The organism is Paraburkholderia jirisanensis, from assembly GCF_054782355.1.
Genome location: NZ_BAAGSQ010000013.1, coordinates 21,087 through 38,111, shown reverse-complemented (window position 1 = coordinate 38,111; position 17,025 = coordinate 21,087). Strand labels below are relative to the sequence as shown.

Sequence of the window (17,025 nt, the reverse complement as noted above, 5' to 3'; positions counted from 1 at the left end):
AGCGCGAGTCTCAGCGTCAACGTCAGCGGGACTTGCCCGGGCTACTGCGCTTGCGGGGCGCAGCACCGCCCTCCTGCTGATCCGTCACGCCACGCAGATAATCGCCGAGAAAATCGACGAAGGTTCTCAGCTTCACCGAAAGCTGGTTGCGCTCCAGATAGATCGCATGAATGTCCGCGTCCGGCAGCGCCCAATCGACCAGCAAAGGCTCGAGCTCGCCGCGCGCGAGATGGCTTTCGATCTCCCATTGCGAGCGCACCACAATCCCGCGCCCTTCCAGTGCCCAACGCAGCACCACGCTGCCGTCATTGCTCGATAGCGAGCCGTCGACCTTGATCGTCTCGGTACGCTTGCCGCGCGTGAAGTGCCACGTGCCGTACGCCGACTCGTTCTCGCGCAGCACGATACACGCGTGATGCGTCAGCTCCTGAGGCGTCGACGGCCTGCCATGCCGTTCGAGATAAGCCGGCGCAGCACACGCGATGCGCCGGTTCTTCAATAGCAGACGCGCATTGATGCGCGCATCGGGCACCTGGCCGAAGCGGATGCCCACATCGAAGCCCTCTTCCTGCAAGCTCATCGGCCGGTCGGTCAGATGCAACTGGATCTTCATCGCCGGATAGCGCGCGGTGAATTCCGACACCGCCGGCGCGATGCGCGCCCGCCCGAAACCGAACGACGCATTCACGCGCAGCAGGCCAGTCGGCTCGCCGCGGCTACGCGTGACGAGTTGCTCCAGTTCCGACAGGTCGTCGAGAATCCGCGAGCCGTTCGCGAGGTAAAGCTCGCCCTCCGGCGTGAGGCTCAGCCGCCGCGTCGTGCGGTTCATCAGGCGCACCCCGAGACGCCGCTCCAGTTGCGCGAGCCGTTTGCTGACGGCCGGCGGCGTCACGCCGAGTTCGCGCGCGGCGGCCGCCAGATTGCGATGCCGCGCGACCAGCACGAACAGATTGAGGTCAGAAAAGCCGTCCATCGCCGATGCTCCCCGCGTTGCGCATGGTTGCGCGTGATTCGTTCCTTGAAGTTACGACTAGATTGCTTTTTCGGAAACCCAATCGCCAATGTCATCAATTAGACTCGAATCAATCTTGGGAGACAACCATGTTCGAAGGCTTTACCGATGCATCGGCCACGGTCGACGGCATCCGGATTCGCGCGGTGACGGGCGGACGCGGACCTGCGCTGCTGCTGCTGCACGGGCATCCGCAAACCAGCGCGATCTGGCACAAGGTCGCGCCCACGCTCGCCGAACGCTTTACGGTGGTCGCCGCCGACCTGCGCGGTTACGGCGATAGCAGCAAGCCGCAAGGCGCCGCCGACCACTCGAACTACGCGAAGCGCCGCATGGCGCTCGACCAGCTCGAGCTGATGCGCGGGCTCGGCCACACATCGTTCGCGGTGCTCGCTCACGATCGCGGCGGCCGCGTCGCCGTGCGCATGGCGCTCGATCATCCGGAGGCGGTCACGCGGCTCGTCACGCTCGATGTCGCACCGACGCTCGCGATGTACGAAAAGACCTCGTTCGATTTCGCGCGCGCCTACTGGCACTGGTTCATGCTGGTGCGGCCCGCGCCGTTTCCGGAAACGCTGATCCGCGCAGATCCCGATCTGTATCTGAAGCAGACCATCGGTGCCCGCAGCGCAGGGCTCGCGCCGTTCACTAAAGAAGCGTACGCCGAATATCTGCGTTGCCTGTCCGATCCCGACACCGCGCACGGCATCTGCGAGGACTATCGCGCGAGCGGCACGATCGATCTCGAACACGATCGCGCGACGCTCGCAGCCGGAAGCCATATCGCCTGCCCATTCATGGCGCTGTGGGGCGCGCAAGGCGTCATCGAACAATGTTTCGATCCACTCGCCGAATGGCGGCCCTACGCACCGCAGGTGCAAGGCGGCGCCTTGCCTTGCGGCCACTACATTCCCGAAGAAGCACCGCAACTGCTGCTCGATCACGTATTGCCCTTCCTCACTGCATAACGCCATGTCGAATCGAACCCTGTACCACAAGCTGGTCGAGTCGCACCTCGTGTCGCGCATCGACGAACAGAACGTGCTGTTGTACGCCGATCTGCACCTGATGAACGAGTACACCAGCCCGCAAGCCTTCAGCGCACTGGAAGCGCGCGGCCGCGCGGTGCGCCGGCCGCGTCAGCAACTCGCGGTGGTGAGCCACGTGATCCCGACGCATGCCGAATCGCCGCGCGTGATTCGCGACGCGGCGTCGTTCGCGCAGGCACAAAACCTCGCGCGCAACTGCGAACGCGAGAGCATTCGGCTGCTAGCCGCGAACGATCCGCTGCAAGGCATCGAACATATCGTTGCGCCGGAACTGGGGCTGATCCGTCCCGGCATGGTCGTGCTGTGCGGCGACAGTCACACAACGACGTATGGCGCGTTAGGCGCGTTGGGGTTCGGCATCGGCACATCCGAAGTCGAGCACGTGCTGGCGACGCAAACGCTTGTCTATCGGCTGGCCCGGACCATGCGCATCACGCTCGACGGCACGCTGCCGTACGGCACCTCGTCGAAAGATATGGTGATCTGGCTGATCAGCCGTATCGGCGCGCAAGGCGCGCGCGGCTATGCAGTCGAATACGCGGGCTCGGCGCTCGCCGCGCTGTCCGCCGAGGCGCGCATGACGATGTGCAACATGACCGTCGAAGCCGGCGCGCGCGCCGCGCTGATCGCGCCCGACGACACCACGTTCGACTACGTGCGCGCTCATGCCACGTCGCTTGACGCTGCGCAATGGCAAGCCGCGCTAACCGACTGGCGCGAGCTGTACTCCGATCGCGATGCGCAGTTCGACGCCGAATATCGCTTCGACGCGAGCGACATCGCGCCCTTCGTCACGTGGGGCACGAGTCCCGACCAGGCCATCGCGATCGACGCGCGCATTCCCGATGAAGCCGCCCAGGCCACCCCCGAAGCCGCCGCATCGTTGCGCCGCGCGCTCGACTACATGGGCCTCGCGTCGAACCAGCCGCTCGCGGGCACGCGCATCGACCGCGTGTTTATCGGCTCCTGCACCAACGGACGCATCGAAGATCTGCGCACGGTAGCGGCCATCGTGCGCGGCAAACACATCGCGCCCGGCGTACGGGGGATGGTGGTGCCGGGCTCGGGCAGCGTGCGCCGCGCGGCGGAGCGCGACGGCATTGCGCAGACCTTGATCGATGCCGGTTTCGAGTGGCGCGAGCCGGGCTGCTCGATGTGTCTCGCGATGAACGACGATGTACTCGACGCCGGCGAACGCTGCGCATCGACCACCAACCGCAATTTCGAAGGCCGTCAGGGACGCGGCGGCCGGACTCATTTGATGAGCCCGGCGATGGCCGCGGCCGCCGCGCTGACGGGCTGCATCACCGACGTACGCACGCTGGAGACCCACACAACATGACCCGCCTCACGCTGATCGAAGGCAACGCCGTACCGCTGCCGATCGACAATCTCGACACCGACCAGATCATGCCGAAGCAGTTCCTGCGCATCATCGACAAGGCGGGTCTCGCCGATGGCTTGCTGTACGACCTGCGCTTCGACGAACACGGCGCCACGCGGGCGGATTGTCTGCTCAACCAGCCCGGTTACGCGAACCCGCGCATCCTGCTTGGCGGAGCAAATTTCGGCTGCGGATCGAGCCGCGAACATGCCGTATGGGGTTTGCAACAATATGGTTTTCAGGCGGTGATCGCGCCCGGCTTCGCGGAAATCTTCTACTCGAATGCGATGAATAACCGCTTGCTGCTGGTGCCGCTCGAACGCGATGCGATCGACGCGCTGATTCACGCGTCGCTGCAAACACCCGAAGCGCGCTTGCGTATCGATATCGAAGGCCAGACGGTCACGTCCGCAACGGGCGAGCAATACGCGTTTGCGATCGGCGAGCGTCACAAGCGGATGGTGATCGACGGGATGGACACGGTCGATCTGACGCTCGCCTCCGTCGCCGATATCGAAGCTTTTGAACGCGCGCATTTCGCGCGGCGTCCGTGGGCGCAGGTGATGTAGCCGCCGCCGCTCCAACAACCATTGCACCGTTCGCCTCGCCGAACCCCTCCCGATGAAGAGGGGCAGGCGCCGCTTTGCCTCAAAAAAGGAGGAGACATGAAACGCAAACCGCTCTACACCGTGCTGTACGTGCAGGTGCTGGTCGCTATCGTCGCAGGGGTGCTGCTCGGTCATCTTGCGCCGCAGTTCGCCGTGCAACTGAAACCGCTCGGCGATCTGTTTATCAAACTCGTGCGCATGATCATCGGCCCGGTGATCTTTTGCACTGTGGTCACAGGCATTGCGGGCATGCAGGATATGAAGAAGGTCGGGCGAGTCGGCGGCAAGGCACTGCTCTACTTCGAAGTGGCGTCGACACTGGCACTCGCGATCGGCCTGGTTGCCGCGCATGTGCTCAAGCCCGGCGCCGGCTTCAATGTCGACCCCGCTACGCTCGATATCAAGGCGGTTTCCGGCTATGCGGCGCAGGCCGCTCATGGCGAAGGTATCGTCGGCTTTATCTCGCACGTGATACCCGAGACTTTCCTCAGCGCGCTTGTACAGGGCGACATCCTGCCCGTACTGCTGATCGCGATGCTGTTCGGCACGGCCCTCACGTTGCTGGGCGACTCTGCCGCGCCGGTGACGAGTCTCGTCGAAACGCTGTCCAAAGCGTTCTTCAAAATTGTGCGGATGATCACGAGCCTCGCGCCGATCGGCGCTTTCGGTGCGATGGCGTTCACCATCGGACGCTACGGCATCGTCTCGCTGCTGCCGATGCTCAAACTGATCGGCACGTTCTATCTGACCGCCTTTCTGTTCGTCGCGATCGTGCTTGGGGCGGTCGCGCGTGTGTACGGCTTTAGCATCTGGCGATTTATCGGTTTTATCCGCGATGAACTGCTGATCGTCCTCGGCACATCCACGTCCGAAGCTGCGTTGCCGCAACTGATGGACAAGCTCGAACGGCTAGGCTGCCCGCGCGGCGTGGTGGGCCTCGTCGTGCCGACCGGCTATTCGTTCAACCTCGACGGCACCAATATCTATATGACGCTCGCCGTGCTGTTTCTCGCGCAGGCGACCAACACGCACCTGAGCTTTGCGCAGGAAATTACGCTGCTGCTGGTGACGATGCTAACCTCGAAGGGCTCGACCGGTGTGACGGGTGCGGGCTTCATCACGCTCGCCGCGAGCCTTTCGGTGGTCCCCACCGTGCCGGTCGGCGCGATGGTGCTGATTCTCGGCATCGACCGCTTCATGTCCGAGTGCCGCTCGTTGACGAACATCATCGGCAATGGGGTGGCGGCCATCGTCGTGTCGGCTTCGGAAGGTGGACTGGATCGCAACAGGCTGGCGGTGGCGTTGGGTGCGCGCGCTGCGCAGGTGGGCGCTATGTCAGCTTCCGCGCTTCCTCTTTCAACCATTGCCGAAACGCAACCAGACGCGCAAGACTCGCGTTCTCCGCGCGATACACCACGTAGTACGCCAGCGACGAACTGAACGATACGTCGGGAAACAGGCGAACCAACCGACCCGCAGCGACATCGTCGCGCGCCATCACGCTGCGGGCCAGCGCGATGCCGCGGCCGTCGATGGCCGCTTGCAGCACCGCAGCCGAGTTGTTGATCTTCATGCCGCGCCGCGTCGCCAGTTCGGGCATGCTGAGCGACGCGAACCATGCGTCCCATGTCGCAAAACCGGCACCGCTCTCCACCGAAAGATCGTGAATCAGCGTTGCGCCAGCGAGCTTGCGCGGGTCGCGCCATTTGTTCTTCTTCAGCAACGCAGGCGAGCAGACCGGATAGATTTCCTCCTCCAGCAACTTTTCCGCTGTCAGGCCGGGCCATGACCCGGCGCCGTAACGCACGCCGATATCGATGCCGTGACGCGCGAAATCGAGCAGTTTCAGGCTGGTATCGAGACGTACATCGCTATCCGGATACGCGGCCTGAAAGCGGTCGATACGCGGCAGCAGCCACTTCGCGGCGAAGGCAGGGCTGACGGTCACCGTCAGCACGCTGTTCGCCGCGCCTTCCTTCATGCGTTCGAGCCCGAGACTCAGGCGGTCGAAGCCCGCGCGCACATCGGGCAAGGCCCGTTCGGCAACCTCCGTCAACATCAGCCGCGAGCGGCCGCCGCTGCCTCGCACGAACAGCTGCGCGCCAAGCCACTCTTCCAGACTGCGCACTAGTTGCCCGACGGCCGCAGGCGTCACGTTCAGTTCCGCTGCTGCACCGGAAAAGCTTTGATGACGCGCACTCGCTTCGAATGCGCGCATCGCGTTCAGGTAGATCGGTGTCTTCATGTCTGGAAGTTTTTCTATCGAAAACCGACAGAATATCTGGTTTGAATCTATTCACGTTGATACGCAAAATTAGCATCGATACGGCGATATTTTCTGTTTCTTTTAACGTTTCCAGGAGCGATCATGAACAATAGATTTTCTTCCAAGGTTGCCATCGTCACCGGCGGCGGCTCGGGTATCGGCAAAGAGGTAGCGCTTCGCCTCGTCGAAGACGGTGCGAGCGTAGTGATCGGCGGGCGCGACGAAAACAAGCTCAAACAAACTGCCGCGCAGATCGACCCGCAAGGCACACGGCTACGCTACCTGGCTGGCGACATTGCCCTGCCCGCCACTGCCGGTGCGCTTGTCGCGCTGGCTACGCAGGCGTTCGGCGGCGTCGACATGCTGGTCAACAATGCCGGCGTGTTCCGGCCCAAGCCGTTTCTCGAGCTGAGCGAATCGGAGTACGACGGCTTCGTCGATACGATTCTCAAGGGTAAGTTCTTTATGGCGCAGGCCGCCGCGAAGGCCATGCAACTGCGCGGCGGCGGCGCGATCGTGCAGACCGGCTCGCTGTGGGCGCTACAGGCGATCGGTGCGACACCGTCGGCGGCTTATTCCGCTGCCAATGCCGGCGTTCATGCGCTCACGCGCAATCTCGCGATCGAACTGGCTGCCTCGAATATCCGCATCAATACCGTTGCGCCGGGCGTCGTCGAAACACCGGTCTACAACAGCTTCATGACCGACGAGCAGGTGAAGGCAACCCTGCCGGCGTTCAACGCGTTCCATCCGCTTGGCCGCAACGGTCAACCAGCCGACGTGGCACAAGCCATTTTATTTTTGCTGTCGTCGCAGGCTGCGTGGATGACCGGCACCGTGATTCCGGTCGATGGCGGCGTGATGGCGGGACGCCCCGCATAGACGCTTTAATGGACGCTCAACCGCCGTCGTCGTCGAACACCTTCGGATACACGCGCACCAGCACGATACGCGGCCCGCTCATGCGCTTCACGACGATGTCGAAATGATCGAACTCGATGCGCTGCCCTTCGGTGGGCAGCTCGCGCAATGTTTGGAGTACCAGCCCGCCAACCGATTCCGCGCGCCCTTCGTCGATGTCGATGCCAAGCGCGCGTTCAAGCGAAACGACCGGCAGACTGCCCTTGCCCATTAGCGTGCCGTCGTCCATCCGCGTCCAGTCCTGGTCGCTCTGGCGAAACTCATCGTGAATCTGCCCGACCAGTGCGCCGAGCAGATTGTCGAGCGTCAGAAAGCCGATCGGCTTGGCCGCCTTGCGGCCCACCAGCGCGAGGTGCGGCGCGCCCTTGCGAAAGCGCCGGAACAGTTCGAGCGCAGGCATGTCGGGCTTTACATACTGCACCGGGCGCACGTACTTCGACAGATCGTCGAGCGAGCGGCCGACCTGACGCTCCAGCAGCAGATCTTTCAAGTGAATCATGCCGGCCACGCGTTCGCCCGATGCGTCTTCGAGCAGCGGATAGCGGCTAAAGCGATGCCGCGCGACAGTCTGCATGTTGTCGCGCCACGGCAGATCGCGCCGCAAGCCGATCAGTTCATGCGCGGGCCGCATCAGGTCGGAGACCGTCATCCGCGAAAAATCGAGCGAATGCGCGATCGTGTTCCATTCGTCCTGGCTGTATGCGCGTTCCGGGTGTTCGATGTTGTCGGCCACGCTGGTGCGGCGCGCGCGCAGGATCAGCTTCAGTTCTTCGTTCGAGTAATGCGTGTCGCCGCCGTGGTCCGCCGACAGGCCCGCCATGCGCAACACCGCGTTCGCGCTGCTGTTGAGCACCCAGATTGCCGGGTACATGCCCCAGTAGAACGCATACAGCGGCGGCGCGGCCCATAGCGATACCTTCTCCGACTGGCGGATCGCCATCGACTTCGGCGCGAGTTCGCCGACCACGATATGCAGGAACGAGATTACCGAGAACGCGAAGAACAGCGAGATGCCGTGCATCATCGGCTCGGACTGGATGCCGAGCAGTCTGAACAACGGCATCAGCAGATCCGCGAAGGCCGGTTCGCCGACCCAGCCCAGACCGAGCGACGCGAGCGTGATGCCGAGCTGGCAGGCGGACAGATACGCGTCGAGCCTGCCGTGTACCTTGGCCAGCAGCTTGCCGCGCACGCCGTGTCTTTGCGCCAGCGTTTGCACGCGCGTTTGCCGCAGCTTGACCAGGCCGAATTCGGCGGCGACGAAAAATCCGTTCAGTGCGACAAGCAGCAACGCACCGATGAGGGCGACCAGCTGGATCAAAGCGATGGGCTCCGGCGACAAAAGTCGTCAGTATAGAGCGTGCAAGGAACGCGAAAGATGAGGCGACGCCGTTCAGCCCGCCGACAGCGGTATCCGTAGCGACAGTTTCGCCGGCAAGCCGTCGCTGCATTCACCCTGATCGAAAGCGCCTTCGTGTGCTTCGGCCACGCGCTTGCATAGCGATAGCACCCATGAAATACGGTTCGCCTCGCGCGGCTCGCAGGCTTGCTTGCGCGCGAACGCTTCGAGCAGATGCGGGAGTTGTGCATCCGTCAGCGCGTTGAACGCGGCATCGAATCTGACGCTTGCATGCCACGCCGAAGTATCCGCGTGTGTCTCGAGCGTCACGGTCGTGCCGCGTGCGCTTGCCTCGACAGCGAACGTCAACATCAGCCACAGCGTCGCGGCAAGCCGCTCGCGATCGCCGTCGAGTTCTTCGGCAGCCAGCGGCGTGTTCAGCACGAGGGCTACGCCACGCGGTTCGGCAAGCATGTCGCGCACGTCGATCACGGTCTCGTCGACCAGCGGCCGCAGTTCGAACCGCGTGCGCAACAACGCGAGCGTTTTGGTTTCGGCGCGCGTGGTGTCGACGATCGCTTCGAGCAATTGCACCTGCTGCTCGACACCGCTGCGAATGCCGGCCAGCGCGCGCTGCGCGGTCGCATCGGTGCCGTCCACCTTGCGCTCGAGCACGTAGGCCCAGCTATGGATTGCATTGAGCGGGCTGCGCAAATCATGCGAGACCAGCGACAGCACGTGGTCGCGCATGAACAGCGCAACCTGTGCAGACAGACGGGCAGTACGTTCAGATACAGCGGAGCCGGCATGTTCCGGCCGGGGCATGCTTGTTGGGGAAAACGCAGTCACAGTCGACATCCTCGCAAGCAGTTCGTGGTTCGAATGGCTAGCCCACATTATAGGCAAGGCGCTTGCGTCTTGACCGCGTGTCCAGCGCCATTCGCGATGCTTGTGTATCCCGCCTACAATAGCGGTTTTGATCGACTTGAAAAGGGAGCAAGTTATGCCGACCGTCACCACCGAATCCGGCCTGCAATACGAAGATTTGACCGAAGGCACGGGTGCCGAAGCACGCGCCGGACAAACCGTCAGCGTTCACTACACCGGCTGGCTCACCGACGGCCAGAAATTCGACTCCAGCAAAGACCGCAACGATCCGTTCGCTTTCGTGCTGGGCGGCGGCATGGTCATCAAGGGCTGGGATGAAGGCGTGCAGGGCATGAAGGTCGGCGGCACGCGCCGTCTGACGATTCCGCCGCAACTCGGTTATGGCGTACGCGGCGCAGGCGGCGTGATTCCGCCGAATGCGACGCTGGTGTTCGAAGTGGAACTGCTCGACGTTTGAGCTTAGGCAATGCGGGCGCGGCTGCGTTGACGCTGGCCGCGTTCGTGTTCGCTGCAATGCAAGATCATGTCGCGCTTATCCGCCCTTGCCGCTCCCACCGTTTCGGTGCGTCGTTATGACACCAGCGAAGCGTCGGATGTGCACGACTTCCATCAGATCGTGCTCGGCCTCGACGGCACGATGGTGATGGCCGTCGACGGTGTCGCGCGGCAGATCGATAAACGCTCGGCGTGGCTGATCCCGGCTGGTGCGCGGCACGACTATGCGGGGCTCGGCGAGAACCGGCAACTCGTGCTCGATCTGCCGCGCACGTCGCTGGCGGTGCCCGAGCGGCTGTTCGAGCGGGCGCGTGCAGTCGATGTAGATAGCCGGTTGACGCAGCTCGTTGGTCATATCGCTGCGAGCGCCGCCGCGGGTGGCCCGGTTCGCGCCGCAGTTGCCTCATTGGACGGCAATGACGCTTTGCTGCGGCGCTTCCATTGGGATGCTGCGGCGCGTCTGTGCGAAGCGCTGGTGCAGGATACGGGCGCCACGCACGCGCAGCACACGGGCATCGCCGGCCTCGACTTCGCGCGTATCGACCGCTGGCTGCGTGCGCATCTCGCGCACCCGCTGCGCATCGCAGACCTGGCCGCCCATTGCGGCTTCGGGATGCGGCGCTTTCATCAGTTGTTCATCGAAGCGTTCGGCGAAACGCCGCATCGCTATTTGCAGCGCTTGCGGCTCGATACGTCGCTTGGTTTGCTGGCCGATCCGCGACGCTCGTTGACCGATATCGCACTCGATGTCGGGTTCGGCGATCAGAGCGCGTACACCCATGCATTCACGCGCCGCTTTGGCCTGGCTCCTGGGCAGTGGCGCGCGTTGCGTCATTGAACCTGTTGGGTTGAGCAACGCATGCACGACGCACGCACGACGTACGCCCGACGCGTGCCGGACCCACGACCTACACACGCCTGAAGCGCGACCCACGCACGGTCGACGCACGCAGTCCATGCCACGCGCGCCAACCGCATTCCATCAAGCCGCGCCGCTCAACCCGCGGTCGAGATCCGCGCGAATGTCGCCCGCGTTTTCCAGCCCCACCGCAAGACGCAGCAGGCCTTCCTTGATGCCCGCCGCCGCACGCGCTTCCGGCGTAATACGGCCGTGCGTCGTGGTGGCCGGATGCGTGATCGTCGTGCGCGTATCGCCGAGATTGGCCGTGATCGAGCAGATCTTCGTGCTGTCGATCACGCGCCATGCATTCGCACGCTGCGCTTCGGGCGTGTCGCCCTTCAGTTCGAACGACACGATCGCGCCACCCGACTTCTGCTGACGCTTCGCGATCGCATACTGCGGATGCGATTCGAGGCCCGGATAAAACACCCGGCCCACGGCCGGATGCGTCTCGAGCCAGCGAGCGATTTCAAGCGCATTCGCCGACTGCCTGTCGACCCGCAGCGACAGCGTTTCCATCCCCTTCAGCAGCACCCACGCGTTGAACGCCGACAGCGTCGGCCCCGCGCTGCGCACGAACGGAAACACCTTTTCCATGATGAACTGCTTCGAGCCGACCAGCGCGCCGCCCAGCACGCGGCCCTGGCCGTCGAGGAACTTGGTGGCCGAATGCATGACCACGTCCGCGCCGAGTTTCAACGGCTGCTGCAACGCGGGGCTGCAAAAGCAGTTGTCGACCACGAACAGCGCATTGGCAGCCTTCGAGATCTTGCTGATCGCTTCGATATCGGCGATTTCGGTCAGCGGGTTCGACGGCGTTTCGAGGAAGAACATCTTCGTCTCGGGGCGCACGGCGTTTTTCCACGCGTCGAGATCGGTCGGATCGACGAAGGTGGTCGTGATGCCGAACTTGCTGAAGATCTGCGAGAACATGCCGAGCGTCGAGCCGAAAATGCTTTGCGAGCTCACCAGATGATCGCCCGCCTGCATCGCCGACATCACCACCGACAGGATCGCGCTCATGCCCGAAGCGGTCGCCATGCAGGCCTCGCCGCCTTCCAGTGCCGCGAGCCGGTTCTGGAACATCGTCACGGTCGGGTTCGTGAAGCGCGAATACGTGTACGAGTCTTCCGAGTTCTTGAAGCGCTCGGCCGCTTCGGCCGCGCTCGAGAACACGAAGCTCGACGTCAGATAAAGCGCTTCCGAGTGCTCGCCGAACTCGCTGCGCAGCGTGCCCGAACGGACCGCGAGGGTATCGAAATTGAAGTCGTCCATGTTCGTTCTGTTTCCGTTTATTCAGGCCGGCGGCCATGTCGGTTGATGCGATGCGCGCCGCACCGGCAACAAAAAAGCCCGCTTTGCGTCGGCATAAGCGGGCTTCGTGTGCGGCAGCTGGAGCGTCAGGCAGCGTGCTGTGCACGACCACCGTTCACTTTAGCTGTTTCGGGTGGCCTTGATCAGGCTGTCCCGCGTCCGCAAGCTGAACTCAAATCGACGCAAGCTGCGATTCTAACACCAGGTCATTCCACCGACAGTTGCAAGTGCAGTTGCGAACGCGTCACACCGCCGTCGATCGCATCGCTTGCCGCATCGCGGTCGGACTGCGCCGACGGCGAAAGACGCGCCAGTTCGATGCCGTCGAGGTATTCGCTGGTCACGTCGCCGGTCACGTAGTTGCCGTCGAAGCACGAACAGTCGAACTCCTTCAGCGCCGGGTTGATGTCGCGCACTGCCTGCTTGAGTGCCGCGACGTCCTGGTACACGAGGTAATCGGCGCCGATCATGCGCGCGACTTCGTCGTCGGTGCGACCGTGCGCCACCAGTTCACCGCGCGTCGGCATGTCGATGCCGTACACGTTCGGGAATTTCACCGGCGGCGCCGCCGACGCGAAAATCACCTTGTTCGCGCCCGCATCGCGTGCCATCTGCACGATTTCATGCGACGTGGTGCCGCGCACGATCGAATCGTCGACGATCAACACGTTCTTGCCTTTGAACTCGATACCCATCGCGTTCAGCTTCTGGCGCACCGACTTCTTGCGCACTGCCTGGCCCGGCATGATGAAGGTCCGGCCGACATAGCGGTTCTTGAAGAAGCCTTCGCGGTACTCGATGCCGAGCTTGGCGGCCACCTGCATCGCCGCGGGGCGCGACGAATCGGGAATCGGCATCACGACGTCGATTTTCAGATCGGCCGGCAGCACGCGCTTGATCTTCTCGGCGAGGTAGTCGCCCATGCGCAGACGCGCGTTGTAGACCGGCACGCCGTCGAGCACCGAATCCGGACGCGCCAGATACACGAGCTCGAAGATGCACGGGTTCAGGCTTGCGTTCGTCGCACATTGCTGCGAGTGGAAATTGCCTTCGAAGTCGATGAACACCGCTTCGCCCGGCTGCACGTCGCGCACGAATTCGAAACCAATGCCTTCCAGCGCGACCGATTCCGACGCCAGCATCCATTCGGTGCCGTGCGACGTTTCGAGCTTGCCGATGCACAGCGGGCGGATGCCGTACGGGTCGCGGAAACCGACGAGGCCGTAGTCCGCGATCAGCGACACGATCGCATACGAGCCGCGCACGCGGCGGTGCACGCCGGACACCGCCTTGAACAACGCCGCGGTATCGAGCTGCAGGCCAGAGCTGGCGAGCTGCAACTCGTGCGCGAACACGTTGAGCATCACTTCGGTGTCGGAATTGGTGTTGATGTGGCGGCGGTCGACGCGGAACATCTCGTCCTTCAGCTGCCGCCAGTTGGTCAGGTTGCCGTTGTGCGCGAGGATGATGCCGAACGGCGCGTTCACGTAGAACGGCTGCGCTTCTTCTTCGCTCGACGCGGAACCTGCGGTCGGGTAACGCACCTGGCCGATGCCGATCGTGCCAGGCAGGCTACGCATGTTGCGCGTGCGGAACACGTCGCGCACCATGCCGTTGGCCTTGTGCATATGGAAGTTACTGCCGTTCGCGGTTGCGATGCCGGCGGCGTCCTGACCGCGGTGCTGCAAAAGCAGCAGGCTGTCATAAATCAGCTGGTTGACCGGGGATTGGGAAACTACGCCTACGACGCCGCACATGGCATGTCCTTCAAAGGTACGAAATTCATCACGGCGACAGGGCTGCCACCGCTGCGCGGCACACGCACCTGGCGTGCACCGCCCGACCGCCGTTGCTTCGCGCTACACGTGCACGTATGCCGCAAGTGCATCGGGAAGCAATGGCTTCAACTCTCGCACGCCCTGCTCCGCATACGGTCGCAGCAGCGCGTTGCGCCAGAATTCCTGCTGGGGCAATTCGGTCAATCCTGCCAGCGCGACCAGAATCAGCACCAGAATGACCCCGCGGACGAGGCCGAACATCAATCCAAGCGAGCGGTCCACACCGCTCAGGCCGGACACTTGCACGAGGCGAACCAGCAACGCATTCGCCACGCTCGCCACCAGCATCACCGCGATCACGATCACCGCGAAAGCCAGCAGCCACTGGGTGAGCGTGCCACCGGGCCAATGCTCCGGCATATACGGCACGACCCGCCCAACGAAGCGGCATGCAATCAGAAACGCCGCGATCCAGCCGATCAGCCCAAATACCTCGGACAGAAAGCCGCGCCACGTGCCGCGTAGCGCCGACAGGCCGATCACCGCCATAACAGCGTAGTCGAACGCAGTGAACATCGCCGGCTTACTGCGCCGAACCGTTGTTCGCGCCCGACGTCAAGCCGGCCTCGCGAACCTTCGCGATCGCCGCCGAGGCTGCCGACCGGTCCGCGAACGGACCGGCACGCAACAACGTGCGCACCGATCCGTCGGTTTGCTTGCGCTTTTCGGTATATGCGGGGACTCCCGCCGCTTTCAACTTGCTCTCCCATGCGCGTGCGCTTGAATCGTCCGGAAACGAGCCGAGCTGGACGGCGAAACGGCTGCCGGGCGGCACGGCCGCCGGCGTGGCGGGCTCGGTTTGCGCGGCTGCCGCGGTGCTCTGTGCGGATGGAGATGATGTCGTGGACGATCGGGAAGACGCTGCTGCCGAGGGGTTCTGCGGCGTGTTGGCGGCCGTGTTTGCCGCGCTGCTGTTCTTGACCGGCGGTTTCGTGGCCGGGGTGGCCGACATCGTCGAGGTCGCCGCGTTATTCGCGCTCGCGGTTGCCGCCTGCTGCTGTGTCTTTCCGGAAGTGCCCGATGTGGAGCGTTGCGCGGCCGCGGTGTCGGCTTGCTGCGCGCCCGCCGCTTGCGGCGCCGTGCCGCTACGGCCAGGCGCCTGGGCTGCCGCGGCCGTCGGCGGTGCAGCCGGCACCAGGTTCGACGCGCCCGTGGCGTTCTCCGGCGCAGCCGGATTGTCCGGTGCTACGCCAGCCTGGGTGTCTTCGGGATTTTGCACGCGCGCCCGCGACACGGGGCGGCTGGGAATATCGATCGAAATATCGTCGGTGACCGGTTTCGGGTGCGAGTCGAGCACCATCGGCAGGATCACCACCGCGGCCACCACCAGCGCAATCGCGCCGACGAGGCGCCGCCGCGCGCGCTGCTTCTCGGGCAACGTGGGGTCGAGCAGCATTGCATCTGCGTCGCCTGCGGGCCGTTCGGCGCGCCGGGTTCGCCTTTCCACGCGCTCCGCGCGTTCGCTACGACTGCTTCGGCTAGAAGTGGAATTTGCGCCGCGCCGGTTCGGTGCGTCGTCTTTTTTGCCGAACGAGAAAATTCCCATGGATGCCTTGGTTGGAGGCGGCTCGCGTTCAGTGTTGCCGCGATTTCCGGTAAGCCATCACGCCCGCAACGGTGAAGAAACTGCCGAAAACCACGATTCTATCATTGTCGGACGCCCGTTTTAGCGCATCCTGAAATGCTTCGGCAGGCGAATCGAAACGCGTGATGCTGCTGTCCGCGTTGTCGTTCACGCCTGCCTCATGCAACGCGTCGGCCAGCTGCTGCGTTGACGCGCCGCGCGGCGTGGGCAGACCGGTCACACACCAGTGGTCGATCTCGCCCTTCAGGTGGCCGATCACGCCGGCAATGTCCTTGTCGCGCATCGAGCCGAATACCGCGTAAGTGTACGGAAAATAGCCCATATTGCCGAGATTTTGTGCGAGTACCGCGGCCGCGTGTGGGTTGTGGCCAACGTCGAGCACGATTGCGGGTTTGCCTGGCAGCACCTGGAAACGCCCCGGCAGTTCGACGTTCGCAAGGCCGAGGCGAATGTCCTGCGCGGAAACCGGCAGCCGCTCGCGCAGCGCTTCGAGACCGGCGAGCGCCGCCGAGGTATTGATCAGCTGATTGGCGCCGCGCAGCGCCGGGTAAGCCAGCGCCGAGCGTCGCAGCGTGCGGCCGATATAGCTCCACTGCTGCCGCTCGCTGCCGGCCTGCCCTTCGTAACGGAAATCGCGGCCGAATAGCCACAGATCCGCTCCGATAGAGGTCGCATGATCGATCAGGGTTTGCGGCGGCAGCGGGTCTGCGCAGATCGCCGGCGTGCCGGCGCGGAAGATGCCCGCTTTCTCGAGCGCGATTTTTTCGCGCGTGTCGCCCAGATACTCGGTGTGATCGATGTCGATGCTGGTGATGATCGCGCAGTCGGTATCGAGAATATTGACCGCGTCGAGCCGGCCGCCGAGACCCACTTCCATGATCACCGCGTCGAGCCCGCGCGACGCGAACAGATGCATGATCGCCAGCGTCGTGAATTCGAAGTAGGTCAGCGACGGCGCGTCAGGCAGGCTCACGCGCGCCTGTTCGACGGCTTCGAAATGCGGCAGCAGATCGGCGTCGCTTGCGTTCACGCCGTTCAGGCGCGCCCGTTCGTTGAACGACAGCAGGTGCGGCGACGTATGGCAGCCGACCGCATAGCCGGCGCGCAGCAGGATCGACTCCAGAATCGCGCAGGTCGAGCCCTTGCCGTTGGTGCCGCCAACCGTGATTACCGGGCAGGCGAACGACAGCTGCAGCGCGTCGCGGACCCGGCTGATTCGCGCGAGCCCCATGTCGATACCGACCGGGTGCGCGGTTTCCAGATGCGTGAGCCACGCGTCGAGGGTGGGGAAAGTGGTCATCGATGCGAAATGCAAGTGAAGCGCGGGTGAGGGTCGCAATTATCCCGGAAACGACAACGCGCCGCTTGGAGAACTGCAGGCGGCGCGTTGCGTTTGTGCGTGCTTGTACGTGCTGGTGCGCGATT

General features: G+C 63.8%; 16 protein-coding genes. 7 read left to right on the top strand and 9 right to left on the bottom strand.

Translation table 11 applies throughout. From position 1 onward, the window contains the following. Positions 1-22: 22 nt before the first annotated feature. The gene (locus tag ACYVNQ_RS08325; RefSeq protein WP_460902024.1) at positions 23-973 is read right to left on the bottom strand and encodes a LysR family transcriptional regulator; all 951 of its coding nucleotides are present in this window, start codon (positions 971-973) and stop codon (positions 23-25) included. A gap of 128 nt (positions 974-1,101) precedes the next feature. Between ACYVNQ_RS08325 and ACYVNQ_RS08320 the strand changes: the two genes are divergently transcribed. From ACYVNQ_RS08320 to ACYVNQ_RS08305, 4 genes are all read left to right on the top strand, one after another. After that, complete coding sequence (locus ACYVNQ_RS08320) at positions 1,102-1,980, top strand: alpha/beta fold hydrolase (protein WP_460902023.1); 879 nt, start codon at positions 1,102-1,104, stop codon at positions 1,978-1,980. A gap of 4 nt (positions 1,981-1,984) precedes the next feature. Then, on the top strand, positions 1,985-3,403 hold the full coding sequence (gene leuC, locus ACYVNQ_RS08315; protein ID WP_460902022.1) for a 3-isopropylmalate dehydratase large subunit: 1,419 nt from the start codon (positions 1,985-1,987) through the stop codon (positions 3,401-3,403). After that, complete coding sequence (gene leuD / locus ACYVNQ_RS08310; RefSeq protein ID WP_460902021.1) at positions 3,400-4,014, top strand: 3-isopropylmalate dehydratase small subunit; 615 nt, start codon at positions 3,400-3,402, stop codon at positions 4,012-4,014. Before leuC ends, leuD begins: the two co-directional genes overlap by 4 nt. 96 nt (positions 4,015-4,110) lie before the next feature. Further along, on the top strand, positions 4,111-5,493 hold the full coding sequence (locus ACYVNQ_RS08305) for a dicarboxylate/amino acid:cation symporter (RefSeq protein ID WP_460902020.1): 1,383 nt from the start codon (positions 4,111-4,113) through the stop codon (positions 5,491-5,493). On the opposite strand, the gene gcvA is transcribed toward ACYVNQ_RS08305, so the two are convergent. Beyond that, complete coding sequence (gene gcvA / locus ACYVNQ_RS08300) at positions 5,384-6,298, bottom strand: transcriptional regulator GcvA (RefSeq protein WP_460902019.1); 915 nt, start codon at positions 6,296-6,298, stop codon at positions 5,384-5,386. The genes ACYVNQ_RS08305 and gcvA overlap by 110 nt on opposite strands. Before the next feature lie 123 nt (positions 6,299-6,421). Here gcvA and ACYVNQ_RS08295 point away from each other — a divergent pair, with 123 nt between their 5' ends. Next, positions 6,422-7,201, top strand: coding sequence for an SDR family NAD(P)-dependent oxidoreductase (locus ACYVNQ_RS08295; protein WP_460902018.1), 780 nt, complete (start codon positions 6,422-6,424; stop codon positions 7,199-7,201). A gap of 16 nt (positions 7,202-7,217) precedes the next feature. On the opposite strand, the gene ACYVNQ_RS08290 is transcribed toward ACYVNQ_RS08295, so the two are convergent. Then, complete coding sequence (locus tag ACYVNQ_RS08290) at positions 7,218-8,561, bottom strand: hemolysin family protein (protein WP_460902017.1); 1,344 nt, start codon at positions 8,559-8,561, stop codon at positions 7,218-7,220. A gap of 72 nt (positions 8,562-8,633) precedes the next feature. Beyond that, on the bottom strand, positions 8,634-9,437 hold the full coding sequence (locus ACYVNQ_RS08285) for a sensor histidine kinase (RefSeq protein ID WP_460902016.1): 804 nt from the start codon (positions 9,435-9,437) through the stop codon (positions 8,634-8,636). Between the two features lie 145 nt (positions 9,438-9,582). On the opposite strand from ACYVNQ_RS08285, the gene ACYVNQ_RS08280 reads away from it, so the two are divergent. Further along, on the top strand, positions 9,583-9,924 hold the full coding sequence (locus ACYVNQ_RS08280; protein WP_460902015.1) for an FKBP-type peptidyl-prolyl cis-trans isomerase: 342 nt from the start codon (positions 9,583-9,585) through the stop codon (positions 9,922-9,924). 66 nt (positions 9,925-9,990) lie between these two features. Beyond that, complete coding sequence (locus ACYVNQ_RS08275; RefSeq protein WP_460902014.1) at positions 9,991-10,800, top strand: helix-turn-helix domain-containing protein; 810 nt, start codon at positions 9,991-9,993, stop codon at positions 10,798-10,800. Between the two features lie 144 nt (positions 10,801-10,944). On the opposite strand, the gene ACYVNQ_RS08270 is transcribed toward ACYVNQ_RS08275, so the two are convergent. From ACYVNQ_RS08270 to folC, 5 genes are all read right to left on the bottom strand, one after another. Next, the gene (locus ACYVNQ_RS08270; protein WP_460902013.1) at positions 10,945-12,138 is read right to left on the bottom strand and encodes an O-succinylhomoserine sulfhydrylase; all 1,194 of its coding nucleotides are present in this window, start codon (positions 12,136-12,138) and stop codon (positions 10,945-10,947) included. 245 nt (positions 12,139-12,383) lie between these two features. After that, complete coding sequence (gene purF / locus ACYVNQ_RS08265; RefSeq protein ID WP_460902012.1) at positions 12,384-13,934, bottom strand: amidophosphoribosyltransferase; 1,551 nt, start codon at positions 13,932-13,934, stop codon at positions 12,384-12,386. A gap of 102 nt (positions 13,935-14,036) precedes the next feature. Then, positions 14,037-14,531: a CvpA family protein gene (locus ACYVNQ_RS08260; protein ID WP_460902011.1), complete on the bottom strand. Its 495-nt coding sequence runs from the start codon at positions 14,529-14,531 to the stop codon at positions 14,037-14,039. A gap of 7 nt (positions 14,532-14,538) precedes the next feature. Further along, positions 14,539-15,561, bottom strand: a complete 1,023-nt coding sequence (locus ACYVNQ_RS08255) for an SPOR domain-containing protein (protein WP_460902010.1) — start codon at positions 15,559-15,561, stop codon at positions 14,539-14,541. Between the two features lie 28 nt (positions 15,562-15,589). Further along, positions 15,590-16,900 carry a bifunctional tetrahydrofolate synthase/dihydrofolate synthase gene (gene folC / locus ACYVNQ_RS08250; RefSeq protein WP_460902009.1) on the bottom strand — a complete coding sequence of 437 codons (1,311 nt, stop codon included), beginning with the start codon at positions 16,898-16,900 and terminating at the stop codon, positions 15,590-15,592. Positions 16,901-17,025: the final 125 nt, after the last annotated feature.